The organism is Anaerophaga thermohalophila str. Valhall, from assembly GCF_000250735.1.
GTDB lineage: Bacteria > Bacteroidota > Bacteroidia > Bacteroidales > Marinilabiliaceae > Anaerophaga > Anaerophaga thermohalophila_A.
The window spans coordinates 33,936-53,459 of record NZ_AHZV01000366.1; the positions used below are offsets into that span (position 1 = coordinate 33,936).

16 protein-coding genes and 1 pseudogene are annotated in these 19,524 nt (G+C 42.6%); 1 reads left to right on the forward strand and 16 read right to left on the reverse strand.

What is annotated here, in order from left to right; translation table 11 throughout:
* Nucleotides 1–28: 28 nt before the first annotated feature.
* The 10 genes from OQ5_RS0119550 to OQ5_RS0119595 all read right to left on the reverse strand — a co-directional run bounded on the left by OQ5_RS0119550 (nt 29) and on the right by OQ5_RS0119595 (nt 10,715).
* A complete protein-coding gene (locus OQ5_RS0119550; protein ID WP_026055416.1) occupies nt 29–979 on the reverse strand; it encodes an N-acetylornithine carbamoyltransferase in 951 nt (316 codons plus the stop codon).
* 98 nt (nt 980–1,077) lie between these two features.
* Nucleotides 1,078–2,325, reverse strand: coding sequence for a glutamate-5-semialdehyde dehydrogenase (locus OQ5_RS0119555; RefSeq protein WP_016779113.1), 1,248 nt, complete (start codon nt 2,323–2,325; stop codon nt 1,078–1,080).
* A gap of 87 nt (nt 2,326–2,412) precedes the next feature.
* The gene (gene proB / locus OQ5_RS0119560; RefSeq protein WP_016779114.1) at nt 2,413–3,516 is read right to left on the reverse strand and encodes a glutamate 5-kinase; all 1,104 of its coding nucleotides are present in this window, start codon (nt 3,514–3,516) and stop codon (nt 2,413–2,415) included.
* Nucleotides 3,513–4,319 (reverse strand): pyrroline-5-carboxylate reductase, encoded by an 807-nt coding sequence (gene proC, locus OQ5_RS0119565; RefSeq protein WP_016779115.1) that lies wholly within the window; start codon nt 4,317–4,319, stop codon nt 3,513–3,515. The genes proB and proC overlap by 4 nt, the downstream gene beginning before the upstream one ends.
* An 8-nt stretch (nt 4,320–4,327) precedes the next feature.
* Nucleotides 4,328–4,927, reverse strand: a complete 600-nt coding sequence (locus tag OQ5_RS0119570) for an HNH endonuclease (protein WP_016779116.1) — start codon at nt 4,925–4,927, stop codon at nt 4,328–4,330.
* Between the two features lie 11 nt (nt 4,928–4,938).
* Nucleotides 4,939–6,066 (reverse strand): aspartate aminotransferase family protein, encoded by a 1,128-nt coding sequence (locus OQ5_RS0119575; RefSeq protein WP_016779117.1) that lies wholly within the window; start codon nt 6,064–6,066, stop codon nt 4,939–4,941.
* A gap of 188 nt (nt 6,067–6,254) precedes the next feature.
* Nucleotides 6,255–7,220: an N-acetyl-gamma-glutamyl-phosphate reductase gene (gene argC / locus OQ5_RS0119580; protein WP_016779118.1), complete on the reverse strand. Its 966-nt coding sequence runs from the start codon at nt 7,218–7,220 to the stop codon at nt 6,255–6,257.
* 360 nt (nt 7,221–7,580) lie between these two features.
* Nucleotides 7,581–8,795 (reverse strand): argininosuccinate synthase, encoded by a 1,215-nt coding sequence (locus tag OQ5_RS0119585; protein WP_016779119.1) that lies wholly within the window; start codon nt 8,793–8,795, stop codon nt 7,581–7,583.
* A gap of 387 nt (nt 8,796–9,182) precedes the next feature.
* On the reverse strand, nt 9,183–9,884 hold the full coding sequence (locus tag OQ5_RS0119590) for a GNAT family N-acetyltransferase (protein WP_016779120.1): 702 nt from the start codon (nt 9,882–9,884) through the stop codon (nt 9,183–9,185).
* Between the two features lie 351 nt (nt 9,885–10,235).
* Entirely contained in the window at nt 10,236–10,715 is a 480-nt protein-coding gene (locus OQ5_RS0119595) for an arginine repressor (RefSeq protein WP_026055417.1), read from the reverse strand.
* Between the two features lie 370 nt (nt 10,716–11,085).
* Between OQ5_RS0119595 and carB the strand changes: the two genes are divergently transcribed.
* A complete protein-coding gene (gene carB, locus OQ5_RS0119600) occupies nt 11,086–14,310 on the forward strand; it encodes a carbamoyl-phosphate synthase (glutamine-hydrolyzing) large subunit (RefSeq protein WP_016779122.1) in 3,225 nt (1,074 codons plus the stop codon).
* 94 nt (nt 14,311–14,404) lie between these two features.
* Here carB and OQ5_RS22145 read toward each other — a convergent pair whose 3' ends face one another.
* From OQ5_RS22145 to OQ5_RS0119635, 6 genes and pseudogenes are all read right to left on the reverse strand, one after another.
* Nucleotides 14,405–14,803, reverse strand: coding sequence for a hypothetical protein (locus tag OQ5_RS22145; protein WP_016779123.1), 399 nt, complete (start codon nt 14,801–14,803; stop codon nt 14,405–14,407).
* Nucleotides 14,804–15,045: 242 nt separating this feature from the next.
* Nucleotides 15,046–15,546 (reverse strand): hypothetical protein, encoded by a 501-nt coding sequence (locus tag OQ5_RS0119610; protein WP_016779124.1) that lies wholly within the window; start codon nt 15,544–15,546, stop codon nt 15,046–15,048.
* Nucleotides 15,540–16,613: pseudogene (locus tag OQ5_RS23980) on the reverse strand (RHS repeat-associated core domain-containing protein); the annotation flags it as partial. The gene OQ5_RS0119610 and the pseudogene OQ5_RS23980, both read right to left, overlap by 7 nt.
* A gap of 260 nt (nt 16,614–16,873) precedes the next feature.
* Nucleotides 16,874–17,269 carry a hypothetical protein gene (locus OQ5_RS0119625; protein WP_016779127.1) on the reverse strand — a complete coding sequence of 132 codons (396 nt, stop codon included), beginning with the start codon at nt 17,267–17,269 and terminating at the stop codon, nt 16,874–16,876.
* Nucleotides 17,263–18,573 (reverse strand): RHS repeat domain-containing protein, encoded by a 1,311-nt coding sequence (locus tag OQ5_RS22920; RefSeq protein WP_016779128.1) that lies wholly within the window; start codon nt 18,571–18,573, stop codon nt 17,263–17,265. Before OQ5_RS22920 ends, OQ5_RS0119625 begins: the two co-directional genes overlap by 7 nt.
* Nucleotides 18,555–19,415 carry a glycine betaine ABC transporter substrate-binding protein gene (locus OQ5_RS0119635; protein ID WP_016779129.1) on the reverse strand — a complete coding sequence of 287 codons (861 nt, stop codon included), beginning with the start codon at nt 19,413–19,415 and terminating at the stop codon, nt 18,555–18,557. Before OQ5_RS0119635 ends, OQ5_RS22920 begins: the two co-directional genes overlap by 19 nt.
* Between the last annotated feature and the right edge of the window lie 109 nt (nt 19,416–19,524).

Sequence of the window (19,524 nt, forward strand, 5' to 3'; positions counted from 1 at the left end):
GGATAATACCGATTATCAAAATCGAAAACTATTCCAATGCTTCCAGCATCCGTTTCAAAACGGTTTGTGCCGATACAACCCTGTTGGCAGCTTCCTGGATAACAATAGAATCAGGACTGTCAATAACACCATCGCTTACCACCATATTACGGCGCACCGGCAGACAATGCATAAACTTTGCATGATTGGTCAGCGCCATTTTTCTCTCATCAACAGTCCAGCTTCTGTCAGTTGACAACACTTTCCCGTATTCCGAAAAGCTTGCCCAGCTTTTAGCATAAATAAAATCGGCATCTTTGAAAGCCTTGTCCTGGTTGTACTCTACATGTACTTCTTCAATAAATTCAGGCGCAAGTTCATATCCCCTGGGATGGGTAACAGTAAGCTCAACATCTGCCGCCTTCATCCATTCCACAAAAGAATTCGGAACAGCCTGTGGGAGTGCTTTTGGATGCGGTGCCCATGTAAGGACAACCTTGGGGCGGCTTTTTTTCCTGTATTCTTCAATAGTAATTAAATCGGCAAACGCCTGCAACGGGTGGCGTGTTGCAGATTCCATGCTGATAACAGGTCGTCCGGAAAGTTCGATAAACTGGTTCAGCAAACGTTCGCTGTAATCCTCTTCCTTGTCTTCAAATTTAGCGAAGGACCTTACGGCAATAATATCGCAATATTGACCGATTACCGGCACAGCTTCACGAATATGCTCAGGTTTATCTCCATCCATTACCACACCAAATTCCGTTTCCAGTTTCCAGCCGTCTTTATTTATATCCAACACAATTACGTTCATTCCCAAATTTGTCGCCGCCTTTTGTGTACTTAACCGCGTCCGCAAACTGGAATTAAAAAAAATCAATACAACGGTTTTGTTCCTGCCAAGGTGTTGATAACCAAAAGGATTGTTCTTTACTTCGGCAGCTTCATTCAATGCTTGCCGGAGGTCTCCGATATCGGAAGGTGTTAGAAATCTCTTCATTAATATAAATTTAGTCTGATTTATTGGCCTTATAGCCTGCCCATATTTATCGGAAGAATTCGCATGATTGATTTTATCTGCATTTTCGTGCAAATTTTTTACGGCCGTGTAACGCCGTCACTTTCAACGATCCACTTATAGCTGGTCAACTCTTTCAGTCCCATAGGCCCCCGGGCATGAAGTTTCTGTGTACTGATACCAATCTCGGCCCCCAGCCCGAACTGGGCACCATCGGTGAAAGCGGTGGATGTATTGGAATAGACGGCTGCGGCATCCACCTCATTGAAGAACCGGTCAATAGCTGCTCTGTCTTCGGCAATAATTGCTTCACTATGTCTTGAGCTATTTTGAGATATATGAGATACCGCTTCATCAAAATCTTTTACCACTTTTATGGCCATACGCAACGAAAGAAACTCGGTGCCGAAAGATTCGGGTGTAGTTTTCTGCAGAAGTTCTGAAGGATAGTGACCCTGGAGTCGCTGCCAGGCTTTCTCATCAGCTTCGATTACAACATTCTTCATTGCCAGTGCAGCAACCAGTTCCGGTAAGTCGTCAAGACGATCCGCGTGAAGCACCAGACAGTCAAGTGCATTGCAAACACTGGGTCTTCGGGTTTTTGCATTGAATACAATACGTTTTCCTTTTTCCAAATCGCCGGAGGCATCAAAGTAAGTATGCACAATACCTGCTCCCGTCTCTATTACCGGTATTTTAGAACCTTCACGCACCGAATTTATCAGTCCCTGCGAGCCTCTTGGTATGAGCATATCCACATAACCATCGGCATTCATTAAGGCGCGGGCGGCCTCACGGTCGGGCGGAAGCAATTGAATGACATCATAAGAAACGGAATGGGCAGCCAGACATTCACGAATTATTCCGGCAGCAGCCAGGTTAGAATGCCAGGCATCCTGTCCTCCCTTAAGCACCGACACATTTCCCGACTTAAAACAAAGTGAAAAAACGTCGAAGGTTACATTGGGGCGTGCTTCATAGATAACCCCAACAACACCAATCGGAACACTCACTTTTTTAAGGTGCAATCCGGACGGCATGGAACGCTCATCCAATATTTCTCCCAGAGGCGACTGCATATTAGCGACAGAACGCATATCGGCAGCAATCCCTTCTATTCGCTCCTGTGTCAACATAAGCCGGTCGTACCGGGGATCGGACTCATCCATCCGTTCGAGGTCCTTTTTATTGGCACTCAGCAGCAGGGCACTTCGCGCAACCATTTCATCGGCCAGATCAAGCAAAACACTCCTTATGTCATCATCATTCAACCGCACCATTGTTTTGGTTGCTTCAGCCGCTTTCCTGAATTGTTCGAGGTTGGTCATATTGATAGATAATTAAATTTCTCAGATATATCACTAACAATCTGTTACACCAATTAAATCACTCGCCCCACAGGTTTCTATAGCAGATTAGGATACATTGGGGTAAATAAACAGATAATCGTAATGAATCAAAGGCCGGTAACGTTCGTCATTTAGATGTCTTTGAGCCACCGCCCGGTCGTATTGAGCCCTCCCGATGCCTAACAATTGCCCGTTTTCATCTTTTATGCGCAACAGGTCGCCCTTCTTAAAATCATCGTTAAGAGAAATCACGCCAGCCAATAGCAGGCTCCTTGCTTTGGGCCCGGTCAGAGCTGCCCTGGCTCCTTTATTGATGACCACTTCTGCTTTGGCAAACCCGTCGGCATATGCCATCCACTTTTTTATGGCTGGTCGCGGACTATTGGGAACAAACCTTGTATGTGGTACATTTACATCTTCAGAGACCAAATCGATAATTATATTATCGCGGGTCCCGTTAGCAATATGAACCGTAACACCGGCAGCAGCAGTCTTCTGGGCTACCCTGCATTTGGTCAGCATCCCGCCCCTGCCAAAATTACTCTTTGTGGCAGATATATAGGCATCAAGGTCGTCCACCCCCTCTCTTATTTCGGAAATAATTTCTGAGCCCGATTCCCCCGGGACGCCTGTAAATATTCCGTCAACATTGCTGAGGATAAACAGGGCATCGGTATCCATCATGGAGGCAACAAGTCCTGCCAGCTCATCATTATCGGTAAACATGAGGGCTGTAACGGAAACCGCGTCATTTTCATTTACCACGGGAACGACTCTGTTTTCAAGTAAAACAGAAAAGCAGTTTTTCATGTTCAGATAATGTTCCCGTGTGCTAAAATCCTGTTTTGTAACCAACACCTGAGCACTAATAAGGCCTAGTTTTTCAAATAAATCAGAATAAATATTAACCAGCTTCACCTGTCCTATTGAAGACAATAATTGCCGCTGTGAAACCGGGTCTTTAGCGGATGCTTTCCTTATGGTATCCCGACCGGCAGCAACAGCACCGGAAGAAACCAATATAACATTAATGCCCTGTTTATGCAACCAGCCAATCTGACCGGCCAAATGTTCGATCCGTTTAACATTTAAACTCCCGTCGTCCTTTGTCAGGACATTGGAACCTACCTTTATAGTTACAGACTTATAAATAAGATTGTTATTTCTCACTTCCTTTTCGTGGCGTTTTCAATTTTTTCGTATGAAGTAAGTAATCCCTTGATCAAGGCTGAGCTGAAGCCCTGGTGCTCCATTTCGTTCAGACCTGAAATGGTGATTCCCCTGGGCGTTGTCACTTTATCAATTTCGGCCTCCGGGTGTGTCTCGCCCCTGATGATCAGTTCCGATGCCCCCTTCACCGTCTGGGAGGCAATTTTCAGGGCAAGTTCTGAGCCAAATCCGATTTCAACACCTCCCTGAGTGGCTGCCCGGATAAACCTTAATGCAAAGGCAATTCCGCAGGCTGCCAAAACCGTAGCCGAAGACATTAATTCTTCGGGGATAAATTGAACGACCCCTACCGGTTCAAATAAGTCACGAATAACTTTATCCTGATCTTCGGTAGACTGAAAAGAAGAAACACAGGTCATCGATTCGCCAATGGAAATAGCCGTGTTAGGCATCGCCCTGAAAATGCCTTTTCTTCCGCCTGCCATCTCAGATATTTGCTGTGAATCTACTCCGGCTGCCAAAGAAATCAGAATCGCCTCCTTCTTAAGAGCAGGCGTAATTTCTTTTATGATATCTGTCATTTGAAACGGCTTTACGGCAAGAATAACTATATCAGCGTTATTAACCGCAACCACATTATCCTGCTGAACTATAATGCCGTATGCTTCAAGTGATTTTATGAGATGTACCCGTCTTCGGGTCACCACCAATTCCCCTTTAAAAGGTTGGTTAGAACTCACCAAACCTTTGGCTATGGACGACCCAAGGTTGCCTCCTCCGATTATAGCAATTTTATTGATCATGAATGTCTTTATTTTTTGTCTCCGGCGACTTCCGGTTCATTAACTTGAATATGCGCCCAGTTTTCACCACGTTTGATCCTGTGCAACTGAATTTCGCTTATCCCGAACTGACGGGCAATAATTTTCAGACGGGTTTTACGGCGCGGGTCCGATATTCTTTTTTTAAGCAACATCACCTGCGTGTCGGTAAGTTTGCCCCCTTCACTCCGCCGGTTTTCCTTCAGGCGTTTGCGCCCTTCCACAACGGTAGGATTTTTTTGCTGATGCTCAAACATATCCTTTTTATTGGCCCAGCACAAATTTTCAACAAAGTTATTGCATTTGTTGTAATCCAGGTGAATCACATACTTCTGGTCATCAGAATCTTTGCCGATAAATTGCTCAGCCACCAGCTTATGCACATAGTAGGTTCGCGAACGTCCAAAAGGTCGAAGGGGTAAGGTCTTATATCCTTTAAGTGTGCCCCCTTTAACAAAAGCAGCATCACTCATATCGTCGGTACAATAGCTGACGACACGGCCGTAATTCGAAACAGCATAACGTTTCCGCAGGGCCCCTTTTTCGAAAGGGATTTCTTTCCATTCTTCATTCCAGTATGATTCAACCATAATTCAAGGGTTTAGGGAGCCAAAAGACGCCTCAGAGCCTTAATAAAAACATTAGCCTCCTTTTGCGTAAGGCTTAGCGGCGGAAGAAGCCGGATGATATTGGTGGAAGAAACGCCGGTAAATATGTACTCATCCTTTAAGAGTGTTTTCCTGAGCTCATTTACCGGTGAGTCAAATTCCATCCCGATCATCAGTCCGCGGCCGCGAACCTCTTTTATACCACTGATTTTCCGGAGCTCTGACAAAAGAAATTTTCCGGTGACATCGGCGTTAATGATCAAATCTTCGGATTCAATGACCTCGAGCACAGCCAACCCGGCGGCACAGGCAAGGTAATTACCACCAAATGTGGCGCCGAGCATCCCGTGCCGGGCTTCAATATCTGGTTTGATCAGAACACCGCCCATCGGAAAACCATTGGCCATTCCTTTGGCTACAGTTACTATATCTGGTTCAATATTTGCTTCCTGAAATGCAAAAAACTTTCCACTCCGTCCGTATCCCGACTGAATCTCATCCAGAATGAGCTTACATCCTGCTTTATCACACAACACCTGTAGGTTTTGCAAGAATGAAATCTCGGGGATGCGTATTCCCCCGATTCCCTGAATGCCCTCTACTATAACAGCACAAACGTCACCTTTTTGCAACTCTTTCTCAACAGCCCCAATATCATTAAGAGGAATAAAAGTAACATCCTGTCCACGATTTAATGCTGCGCGAATATTATCGTTATCGGTTACTCCCACTGCTGCCGAGGTTCTTCCGTGAAAGGCTCTCGAAAAAGCAATGACACGACGTTTTCCTGTGGCAAAAGAAGCCAGCTTCAAAGCATTTTCGTTGGCTTCGGCCCCACTGTTGCAAAGGAACAGACGATAATCTTCGAGCCCGGATATTTCACCAAGTTTTTTGGCCAGTTCCTTCTGTAACGGGTTAATGACAGAATTGGAATAAAACCCTATACGGTCGAGCTGTTCTTTAATGCGCCGGACATAATGCGGATGTGAATGGCCTATGGAGATCACAGCATGACCTCCGTACAAATCCAGATATTCAAAACCCCGATCGTCGGTAATGTAACAACCATTAGCCGAAACGGGGATCACGTCCATCAGCGGATAAACATCGAACAACTCCATTACTCTTATCGTTTAATAATATTTACTTTCAGCACTGGTAAACTTTGCCTGCTTTTTTTTTCGGTTATAAATGGCCCGGAAATGTCGCTGTACTCATCTGAGCACAGCGACAAACAAACAGGAGGGAGTGGGATTGAAAAAAATGAACACCTAAATTTAAACCGTAAAAAAACAACCCTTTATCTATCTCAAAAAGCCACTGGCTTCAGTCGTAGCCCCTCCTGTTCGTCCAGACCAAACATCAGATTCATATTTTGAACAGCCTGCCCCGATGCACCTTTGGTAAGATTGTCAATAACACTTACCACATGGAGTTTACTGCCATACTTTTTCACATGTAACAAACATTTATTGGTATTAACCACCTGCTTTACATCAACAGGTTTTGTCGATATTGTAACAAATGGATGAGTACTGTAAAATTTCCCGAACAAATCAATTGCTTCAGTCTCACCTATCGGGCAATTCAAATAAACCGAAGCCAGAATTCCCCGGGAAAAATTTCCCCTGACAGGAATAAAATTGAAGGCTTCATTAAAGCCAGGCATCAGTTCTTTCATGGTCTCGTTCATTTCATTAAGATGCTGATGACCAAAGGCCCTGTATACCGAAACATTGCCATTTCGCCAGCTAAAATGGGTGGTACCCGACGGTGCCTGTCCTGCACCTGTAGAACCGGTAATGGCATGTACATGTATCTCATCAAGCAGATGACTGGCTGCAAGGGGAAGCAATGCCAACTGAATGGAGGTTGCAAAACAACCCGGATTAGCCAGATACCGGCAATCTTTTATTTTTGGCCGGTTAACCTCGGGCAGGCCGTAGACAAACTCATTGTTTTGCCTGTCCAGCCTGAAATCATTGCTCAGGTCAATCACTTTCAAATGATCCGGCAGGGTATGCTCTTTCATAAAGGTTGCTGATCGACCATGCCCCATACATAGAAAAATTACATCTACAGCTTCGAAATCCATCCTCTCGCAAAATTCCAGATTGGTGTCGCCAAGCAGGTCGGTATGAACATCGAACACTTTATTCCCTGCATTACTGCTGCTATTAATCCATACAATCTCTGCCGAAGGATGCCCCAGTAAAATACGGACAAGTTCTCCGGCTGTATACCCGGCTCCACCTACTATGCCTGTTTTTATCATTTTTTTAATCAGGATATTTTGTCAATACTTCGTTAAACTATTGCAATACACTGCTATTGAATGATTTGTATCAAAAAATTTATTTATTAGTGTCTGTCCATAAAGTACCATTTGCTGTGTTACGCTTGCCGCCAAAATCCTCATTTACGATTAGTAAACTCCGGTTTTGGCGGCTTCGCAAGCCTTGCAACTGGTACTTTCTGAACAGACACACATATTGTAAAAATTTTTGCGAGTTTATAGACAGGCACTAATTAAAGTATATCAAAGTTGAACGAAACATCTTATATCTAATAATCTAATAATCTTTTGTTTTGTGCTCGTCTATAAATTCATAAAAACTTTCACAACCGGTCAGATTTAATCTTTAACACCAGTCTCCACATCAAATCCGTTGACTTTATTAAATATTTTCAGATAATTGCTCATCAGCTTAGTAAATCCTTTTACATCATTACCATCCCACTCTCTGTTCACTTCACCGTAATCGCCGAATCCACTGCTCATCAGATCGTGTGGCGAACGAATGCCAATCAATTCAAAGCGGTAAGGATGAAGTTTCAGAATAACGTCGCCCGAAACATTGGCTTGCGAATGTTCCAGGAATGCTTCAATATCCCGCATCACCGGTTCAAGGTATTGAGCCTCATGAAGCAACATACCGTACCAGTTACCCAGCTGCTCTTTCCAATATAACTGCCATTTGGTAAGCGTATGTTTCTCAAGCAAATGATGCGCCTTAATAATCATCAGCGGTGCTGCTGCTTCAAACCCAACGCGTCCTTTTATCCCTATAATAGTATCGCCCACATGTATGTCGCGTCCAATAGCATAAGAGCCCCCTAAAGACTCAACCTTGCGAATGGCATCGACAGGATTGTCAAACGTCTCACCATTAACCGACTTCAGCTCTCCTTTTTCAAAGGAAAGTATCATTTCTTCGCTTCCTTCTTTCCTTAGCCGGCTTGGGTAGGCATCATCTGGAAGAGCCTGGTCGGTAGTAAGCGTTTCTTTACCTCCCACGCTGGTGCCCCATATCCCTTTATTGATGGAATAGGCCATTTTGGTCCAGTCCTTATTAACCCCTCTCTTTTTCAGGTATTCAATCTCCTCATCACGCGACAAAGTCAGATCACGAATAGGAGTCAGTATTTCAATTTCCGGTGCCATTATCTGAAAAGTCAGATCAAAACGAATCTGATCATTTCCGGCCCCGGTACTTCCGTGTGCGATATACCGGGCACCAATTTTTCGCGCATAATCTACAATGGCCATAGCCTGGAAAATACGCTCCGACGAAACCGAAAGCGGATAGGTATTATTCTTGAGTACATTTCCGAAAACCATATAACGGATGCAGTTCCGGTAATAAAGTCCGGTCACATCCAGGGTAACGTGATCGGCCACGCCCAGATGCCGTGCACCTTTTTCTATCTCTTCGAGTTCGTCATCCGAAAAGCCGCCTGTGTTGGCAATTGCCGAATAAACTTCCAGTCCCTTCTCCTCTTTGAGGTATTTAACGCAAAACGATGTATCCAGTCCGCCACTAAAGGCCAGTACTACTTTGTTGTTCATTAGTTTAAAATTTATTTTTCAAGGTCGAATGGAACTCATCCCGGTAAACCGGAACTCGTTTCATTAGTGTCTGTCCATAATGTACCATTTGCTGTGTTACGCTCGCCGCCCAAATCCTCATTTACGATTAGTAAACTCCGGTTTTGGCGGCTTCGCAAGCCTTGCAACCGACACTTTCTGAACAGACACCCATATTGAGAAAATTTTTGCGAGTTTATTGACACGTACTATTTATGTTCATTTCATCTTATATCTAAAAATCTAATGATCTGTTAAGGCAAACCTTGTCATGCTCGTTTCATTAGTATATAATTTACTTAAGTTATTTTAACGGACTATTGCCATCTAAAAACTACCCGCAAAGCCGGCCCTCCAAAACCTGATGAATCAGGCGAAGAGAACAGTAAACAGGCTTTTCAGCAAATTTTTTTTCCCATCGGATGGCTTGTTTTTGTTCGACTTTAAGAACACAAACTGCTTAAATTTCAACCATCTGCCGTACACACTCAGCCGCTTTTGAGGAATGGGTTCCGGCTTTGCATCTTTTGCCGGGTCAAAAAGCATTCCGGTGCAAAGGCAATGTTTGCGATTGGTGCGCATCAGGATATCATAATTTACACAACTTTGGCAGCCTTTCCAAAACTCATCATCGTCGGTCAATTCCGAAAAAGTAACCGGTTTGTATCCAAGCTCCGAGTTGATTTTCATCACGGCAAGACCTGTTGTAAGCCCAAATATCTTAGCATTTGGGTATCTTTTGCGGGAGAGTTCGAAAGCCTGCCGCTTGATTTTCTTTGCAAGCCCCTGGCCGCGAAATTTATCCACGACAATTAATCCCGAATTTGCTACAAACTTCTCGTGTCCCCACGATTCTATGTAGCAGAATCCGGCAAACTCATCACCATTTAGCGCAATAATGGCCTTCCCCTCAATAATTTTGTTGCGGATATAATCAGGACTTCTGCGGGCTATTCCTGTTCCCCTAATCTTGGCAGCTTCCGCAATGGTCTCCAGAATGGTATCCACATAAGGCAAATGCTCCTCAGAAGCAATCTGTATTTTTATATTATTTCCCTGTGCCTGTGCCATTAAAACTATATTGTTAGATATTTTATATCAATACTCCATTAAACTTTTACAGATATCTGGTAAGGTAAAGATGCCCAATTTGGGCGTCTCTACCTCTCATAATAAAAACTTTGCGTCATTGCGTCTCTGCGTTTAGGCTTTTATTTAGTGCCCGTCTATAAAGTCGGGAAAGTTTTTTTACTTATCATGTGTCTGTTCAGAAAGTGTCATTTACAAGGCTTGCGAAGCCGCCAAAAACGCAGTTTACTTTTCGTAAATGAGTATTTTGGCGGCAAGCGTAACACAGCAAATGGTACTTTATGGACAGACACTATTTAACTGACTATTGTTTAAAGTATTGTCAAACAATACTTACAATAATTTCTTTTTCAGTCCCGGCATAAACAAAGAAAGGGCATTGATAACATCGGGCCGCGATACCCCTTCCTTACTGATAAGAAGTATGGTGTCATCTCCCGCGATTGTTCCCAGCACCTCAAAAGGAGCATGATTATCGATGACCGAAGCGATACTGTTGGCAAATCCGGGCCGTGTTTTCAGAACCGCCATATTCCCGGAAAACTCAATTGATTCCAGTCCGCTAACGGGAAATACATCTCCGTTCTCGTCTTCTCCACGCTGATCATCGTCTTCCGGCAGAACATAAGCATATCCTCCCTCTATATCGGGCCGTTTGGCTACTTTCAATGCCTTAAGATCGCGTGAAAGCGTAGCCTGAGTTGTCGAAAAACCTTCGGTTTCGAGTAAGTTGAGCAGCTCTTCCTGACTCCCCACCCTGTGGTTTGAAATCAGCTGCCTGATGACATTCAATCTTTGCGTCTTTACCTTCATATCGAAAAATGAAAAGACACCCCCTCATGCCTTAAATACATAAAAGGAATGTTCAGTTCTTGTTATTAACCAATTCCTATCAGGGAATAATTATTCAATATTGATTGCAAAATTATTCAAATTTCATAAATCCCCAAAATTTATCCACTTTTTTTGCATTATTTATTTTCTTTTAAAAGCACCTGAAACAGTGGCAGGACATTTGTCAGTCAAGAAAAACAAAAATTTTCTCTAAAAATCATTTCAGAAAAATATATTCAAAAAATATACAAAAATACCAAGGAAGATTATGGCCATTATCAAAGAATAATGTACCTTTGCAACCCGGAGAACAAGCAAGCCATTTTTTGCATTAAAAAACAATCAATCAATGAAGAAGCACATTAAGAAAGCGGTTATCCTGGGTTCGGGAGCCCTGAAAATCGGAGAAGCAGGTGAGTTTGATTATTCCGGTTCGCAAGCACTGAAAGCACTAAAAGAAGAAGGTATAGAGACCGTTCTTATCAATCCCAACATCGCCACGGTTCAGACCTCGGAAAAAATTGCAGACAAGATATACTTTCTACCGGTCACACCATATTTCGTTGAACAAGTCATTAAAAAGGAAAAGCCCGAAGGTATTCTGCTCGCTTTTGGCGGTCAGACAGCACTGAACTGCGGGATTCAGCTTTTCGAGCAGGGAATACTGAAGAAATACAACCTTGAAGTTCTTGGCACACCAATACAGGCTATCATCGATACTGAAGACCGGGAAATTTTTGCCGGCAAACTGGCCGAAATCAACGTTAAAACGCCCAAAAGTGTGGCTGTAACTTCGGTTCAGGATGCCGTTAAAGCCGCCGACAAAATGGGGTATCCCATCATCATCAGGGCTGCCTATACTCTTGGTGGTATGGGAAGCGGCTTCTGTGCCAACGAGGAAGAACTCATCAAACGGGCCGACAATGCGCTGTCATACTCCAAACAAATATTGGTCGAGGAATCTCTCAAAGGTTGGAAAGAAGTGGAATACGAAGTGGTGCGTGACAGCTACAACAATTGCATCACCGTATGTAACATGGAGAACTTCGATCCGCTCGGAATTCACACAGGTGAAAGCATCGTTGTTGCACCTTCTCAAACACTAAGCAACTCGGAATACCATAAATTAAGGGAACTTGCCATAAAGATCATCAGGCATATTGGAGTGGTTGGCGAATGCAACGTTCAATACGCTCTTGACCCTTACTCAGAGGACTACAGAGTCATTGAGGTAAATGCCCGCCTGTCGCGTTCCAGTGCACTTGCATCCAAGGCTACCGGCTATCCTCTGGCTTTTGTGGCTGCCAAGCTTGGACTGGGTTATGGCCTGTTCGAACTGAAAAACTCTATAACCAAAACAACACCTGCATTTTTTGAACCTGCACTCGATTATATTGTCTGCAAAATACCGCGATGGGACCTGAACAAATTCACGGGCGTCTCCAAACAAATAGGGTCGAGTATGAAAAGTGTGGGCGAAATCATGGCCATCGGTCGAACCTTTGAAGAGTCGATTCAAAAAGGATTACGAATGGTGGGACAAGGGATGCACGGTTTTGTTGCCAATCATCCGCTTAAAGATATCGTGTTGGAAACAGAACTTGCCGAACCTACCGACCAACGCATATTTGCCATTTCAGAGTCGCTTCAGAACGGATCTACGGTTGAAGAAATCCATGACCTCACAAAAATTGACAAATGGTTTCTGGACAAACTAAAAAACATCACCGATCTGAAAAACGAGCTTTCCAAATATGATTCTATCGAAAGCATCCCGGATGAAACGCTGCTTAAAGCTAAACAGATGGGCTATTCCGATTTCCAGATTGCCCGTGTCGTCCTCAATCCTGATGACGACAAGATGGAAGAAAGTCTCCTGAAAGTACGTGAGTACAGAAAGAAACGTAACATCCTGCCTGTCGTCAAACAAATTGACACCATGGCCGGTGAATTTCCTGCCCAAATCAATTATCTATACCTCACCTATAATGGCGAATACCACGATGTGGAATTTGAAAAGGACGGCCGTTCGGTTGTTGTTTTGGGCTCGGGGGCATACCGGATAGGTTCCAGCGTCGAATTTGACTGGTGTAGTGTAAATGCCATTGACACCATCAACAAACAAAAATACCGTTCGGTGATGATCAATTACAATCCCGAAACCGTAAGTACGGATTACGACGTATGCGACCGGCTCTTTTTTGATGAATTAACGCTGGAACGGGTTCTTGATATTACCGATCTTGAAAGCCCCAGAGGCGTTATTGTATCGGTAGGCGGACAAATCCCCAATAATCTGGCCATGCGGTTGCATAAAACCAATGTTCCTATCCTGGGAACATCGCCCGAAGACATCGACCGTGCCGAAAACCGTCAGAAATTCTCATCGTTGCTGGATGATTTGAAAATCGACCAGCCCCGGTGGAATGAGCTTACTTCTATTGAAGATATTTATGCTTTCATCCGCGAAGTAGGGTATCCGGTTCTGGTTCGCCCATCCTATGTATTGTCGGGAGCAGCCATGAATGTTGTTTCCAACGAAGAAGAACTGGAGCATTTTCTGGAACTGGCTGCCAATGTGTCCAAACAACATCCTGTAGTTGTATCGGAATTTATAGAACAGGCCAAAGAGATTGAGATCGATGCTGTGGCCAAAAACGGTGAGATGATTGCCTATGCCATTTCCGAGCACATCGAATTCGCCGGTGTTCACTCGGGAGATGCAACCATTGTATTCCCCCCGCAAAAGCTCTATATCGAAACCATCCGTCGTGTAAAAAGGATAGCGCGACAGATCGCTGCAGCTCTGAATATTTCGGGGCCCTTCAATATGCAGTTGCTGGCCAAAGACAATGACATAAAAGTTATAGAATGTAATTTAAGAGCCTCCCGCAGTTTTCCTTTTGTCTCAAAAGTTCTGAAGATAAACCTTATCGATATCGCTACGAGAGTAATGCTTGGTATGCCTGTCGAACGGCCTGCTAAAAGCATCTTCGAACTCGATTATGTAGGTATTAAAGCCCCTCAGTTTTCATTTGCCCGCTTGCTCAATGCCGACCCGGTGCTTGGTGTTGACATGGCCTCGACAGGGGAAGTTGGCTGTATCGGCGACAACTACTACGACGCGGTATTACAATCCATGCTGGCAGTAGGATATAATATCCCGAAAAAGAACATTCTTATTTCATCCGGTCCGCTAAGGAGCAAAGTGGAAATGCTTCAAAGCGCGAAAATGCTGGTTGAAAAAGGATACAATATTTTTGCAACAGCCGGGACTCACAAATTCTTCAAAGAAAACGGTATCAAATCGACCATGCTACACTGGCCCGACGAACCCGACATGAAACCTAATACCCTGGACTATATCAGGGAAAAGAAAATCGACCTGGTTGTCAACATCCCCAAAAACCTGAGCAAAGGCGAACTTCGAAACGGCTACCGGATTCGAAGAAATGCCGTCGATTTTAACATCCCGCTCATCACCAATGCCCGGTTGGCAAGTGCCTTTATCTATGCTTTCTGCAAAATGGATATTAGTGATATCCCTATTAAGAGCTGGAATGAATACAGGTAGAGGGAGATACTTTTCTTCTAAAAAACGAAAAAACAGGAAACGAATTGCAAAGTTTGTTGGAATAAAAAAGCCCGGACTTGCCGGGCTTTTTTGTTTAATTCTTAATATCAATTTTTGGTTTTACCCCAAGTTTATTTCCATTTTCATTAAACCAATAATTATAATCATATTGATCCATACCATAAGAATCGCTAAATTCCTCAAAACATATTAATGCGCATTCTCCATTCTGGGTTCCAATATTATTAATATTATTATTAACGGGTGATTTATAGACATGAGAACCATCCAAAAAATTTCTTCCATCTCTTACAGCCTCAATTCCTCCTGCAACGCCACCAATTAACCCTCCAGTCAAAGCACCCCATCCACCGGTTTTTAATCCACTTCCGAGTGCATCACCAAAAGATTTTCCTTCCATTAAACCGTTTCCAAAACCAGTGGTAAAACCTCCTGCAAAACCTGCACCGGCACCAACTGCGGCTCCTGTCATAAAACTACTTGTATAGCCCACGGATAATATCGTAGATATTCCCTGTGAAGAACCTACAAAACCAGCCCAAAAAGAAGCACCTGCACTGGCTGTTTGTATTCCAACTCCAACACCAGCCCCTAAAGCACCAGCAGCAGCACCAAAATATCCGAGTTCCTCCCAAGCTAATGGTTTTGTGAATTCCTTGAATAAATCTATTCGGAAAGGGGAATATCAAATCCGTTCAAATCAATTCTTTAAATTTAGTTTCCAATTACTTGTTTTTCTATTAATTTACCATCCTTAAATCTTAACTTCCATATTTCATCCCTTGCAGTTATTGGAGGTGGAAAATCGTTGAATTTTAAATAATATTCATAATCTTCAGGTAAGTAACTTTGCATTATTGATATTAAAGAGCTTTTAGTTAATGCAAAACAATCAACACCTTCAAAAATAAAACCTACTAATTGATCATCTATTGTAAAAAATACTTGTGGGGGATCTAAAAGCAACCTGTTAACGTCAATACAATAGATTAATGAATATTCATTAATAGTATTGTCAATTTTCTTACAATATACAACAACAAATTTATTCTTTACTGATGGTACTTTAACAGTTTTTTGATACAACCTGATTTGAGCAATAAGCTCTTGATTAGTTAATTCTAACCCAAATTCACTTTTCATTTTCAAATCCTGACAATAAAAAGAACCACTTACCAGTATAAATATTAGTATTCCTATTACCTTTTTTACCATCTTCCAATTGTTTTCCAGTTCCACTCACCGCCCCAATACATCGCTGAGTAAACTTTATGGTTATATAAAATATGAATTGGTTTTTTACCCATAAAATTAAACATTCTAACATCTGCTGATTTAGGATTATTGAGTAGTCCAATACCATTCGCTGCTCGGGGATGTGTATGTGCATGTGTTTTAATCGCATAAGTTTTACCATTAAAACTCACATACTTCTTTCCGGACTTAGTACTGAATACTTTCAATGCTCTATTATCACTATAATCCAACCCATTCTTATCATATGGCAACATAATCAAATCACCATTTTCAAGCTCCCAGGCAGAAACTTCTCTGGTGGGAATTCCATTTTCAAATGAATTATTCCACATATCGCTATACCCGGCTTTTTTATTCGCATAGTATCTTGCGCCAGCTTCTCCCACCATCGCTTGCAGGTGATTTAACCCAGCATTCATTACGCCAATAGCTGCACCTTCCCAAAAGCTGCCCCCCGTCAATTCAGACCCTAATCCTCCTGCCAAACCCGAGAAAGAATATGTACCTGCCGAACTACTTGCGAACTTTCCTCCATACATCATAAAAGCAGAACCTCCTAAAGAACCTAATCCACCAGCAGCAAAACCGGTCATGAAATCACCACCAAATGCTTCTGATATCATACCTTGTGCAAAACCATGTGTATATGCTCTGGCTATTTCTCCTCCAAAACCCATACTTCCAACTGGGCCAAACATTTGGCCAACACCCCCTGTGACAGCCCCTGAAATTGCGCCAACACCAACTGAGTTCCAAAATTGACCCCAATTCCAGTTATTAAAGCCTCCATCACTAAAAGCGACACTTGCAGTATAGCCTGCACCTCCAATTACAGCTCCCCAACAAGCTGCATCAATTATCGCTCCAACAGGACCTAAGAAGGCAGTAAAAAAGAACTCCCCATCCGGATCCGTATAAATCAGCGGGTTATTCAACGCATAACTATACCTGTTAAAATTCTGCGTAAAATCCGGTGCCTGAACATAAGGGTCGGGACTAAGAAAACGACCAAGGGCCGGATCATATAGTCGAGCATTTCCCGATACACTCCGTTGTCGCTATCGGGATTAGTTCGGCTAATAGTTTTGCTTTGGAGCAAAACCAAAGGCCTCACTGAACATATTTATCAGGCCGAAGGCCAATAAATGTTCATGCCCGGTATAGCCTGAGATTCTTTTACCATTTTTTTTGTTTTGTAACTACTCCAAAACAGCAAATTACCCAATAAAAACCACTGCTTTTTCACCTTTTCTACAAGGCTTACAGTCATGGGAAACTTAAGCTATTATATCCTTAACATATAAATTGATTCAACCTCTTTTTCTTTCTGTTTTGCTGGCTTAAAATGAAGCTTCTTCAGTTCTTCAATAAAAATTGCCTTTATCTCCGGCCTTAGTTTTTGTTTAAATCTAAAACAAATAGGAGCTCCTTTAGGGTTAATTATCAAATCAACAAAAATATACGAATAATGAGTATGCTTTTTTACTAACTCTTTTAAAGCACTAATATTTTTCAGGGAACATTCTCTTATGGAAGGAGGAGTATCCCAGACAACAATTAAACTCTCTCCAAATAAATCATCATAATACTCGAAAGACTTATCACAATCTAAAGAGTCTGTCTGTGCATTAACAAGGGCATTAACAAACAGCATTAATGTCAGTATAACAACTCTTACCATCTTCTTGGGATTTTATAAATAAAATGCCACCACTTAGAGCTAAAATATTGTGATGAGCTTAGTTTTAATGATTGTAATTGATAATAGTTAATATTACTCATCAAATTAGTCCCATGGGAAGGATATAATCCTTGGTTTTTATATGCATCTATAAACCCTAATCTTTCTTCTGGAAAATATTTTGTATGCTTACCCAGTGTAGTATTTTGAGTTTCTAAAGGAATTCCCCTTTTTACTCGTAAACTATGATACATTTCTTTGTTATAAGTCATTTTTAATTTATCATACGTGTCAAATGCAAGGTCTCCATATTCAATGGCTCCTGTTTGGGGATTAGTACTACCTAAAAAGCTTTTTCCTTTGCCACCACCATTTACATAATTGGGACCACTGGTAGTTCCCGTGTACGTACCTTCAAATCCAAAATAATTAAGAATTGCCTGCTTATTCATTCCTTTATCCATCATTCTATTGAAAACATTCTCATTTGTACGAAAACCTTCACCTTTTGTCAAGTTACTAAAATTTTCGGAAGTAAGTGTTGTAAATAAAGCTCCAGTCGCTGCCCCCCACAACAGACCTTCTCCTATGTCATTCCCCCAAATTACTGCATCTAATCCACCTGTTACAGCACCCTCTGCTGTTCCTAAGGCAAAATTTGCTCCGAATGTCATACCTGCACCACCGATCATTGATAAAGCACCCCCAACAGCACCAACAGCAGCACCTTTCAATGCTCCTCCCCAAAAACCGACTTCTGAATTTGCCCCCCTAATTCCTCCAGTAATTGCTCCAATATCTGCACCAATTGCAATAGGGAGTAAAAACTGAGCTCCAGGAATTATTGCACACAAGGCAGTAAAAAAGAACTCCCCATCCGGATCCGTATAAACCAGCGGGTTATTCAACGCATAACTATACCGGTTAAAATTCTGCGTAAAATCCGGTGCCTGAACATAAGGGTCGGGACTAAGAAAACGACCAAGGGCCGGATCATATAGTCGAGCATTCATATTTATCAGGCCGAAGGCCAATAAATGTTCATGCCCGGTATAGCCGCGACCAAACATAAGTTCGGGTTCACTTCCTATGGCATACGTTTGCCAATTGGCAGGATTGCGAAGCTGCCCCCAGGCCGTATAACTGTACTCTGCTTCTAAGTTACCACTTTGATTGGAAATACAGGTAATGCTTCCCAGATAATCTCTGTGCAGATACCAGGTTAGCCAAAAAAAAGGACCGGCATTCGCCAGTCCTTTTCTGATCCTTAAAAATAAAATATTTTTTACTCCTCGGCCGGCCACCAGCCGTCAACCAAAGCTTTGTTGTTCTGGTAGAACTGTTCGGCTCCTTGAAGCGGATCATCTGCATTTTCAACAGCATCCATTAACTCGTAAAGCTTATTTTCTTCAAACTGAAAGTTCTTAAAGAATTTGGCGAGTTTTGGAAAATCTTCGGTAAATCCTTGGCGGGCCAAAATTCTCATCTCATCGGTGGGATAGATACCTTTAGGATCCTCCAGATATTTGATATCGTAGCGTGCCCACTTAAAGTGGGGTTTCCACCCGGTAATAACTACCCACTCGTTAGCATCTACGGCCTTTTCAAGAGCGGCAACCATAGCTGTACCAGAAGAAGTTACCTGCTTAAAGTCGAGGTCGTATTCTTCAATGGCCTTGAGGGTATTTTTATGAATACCGGCGCCACTCCCAATGCCGATGATCTCTCCGTTAAACTTGTCGACATGATCATTCATTTGAGTAATGGAGTCGATGGTGACATAACTTGGCACAACCAGTCCGGTAGTACCTCCCGGGAAAGCAGTACCAATATGATCAATCTGCTCTCCGAAACGTTCCCAATACTCAGCATGAGTGTAAGGCAACCATGCATCCAAAAAGACATCGGCATCACCTTTAGAAAGAGAAGCATAGATTGGACCCGGCTCAATGGGCTTAATTTCCACATCGTATCCCTGCTTATCGAGGAATGCTTTAGCCAGGTGGGTCATTGCAATTCCTTCCGACCAGTTAGGATAAGGAATAAAAACTTCTTTTTTCTGCTGATCACCTGCACATGAAACTACTGCCAGAGTAAGGGCAGCAGCGACGGTCAGATTCAATACTTTTTTCATTTTGTTTTTCATAATCATCTCCTTTTAAGGTTTGATATGTCGAATAAAATTCAACAAAATTCTCGTAAATCACAAATATTTGATTAGATCATTAGATTATTAGATTGAAAGATTTAACCTG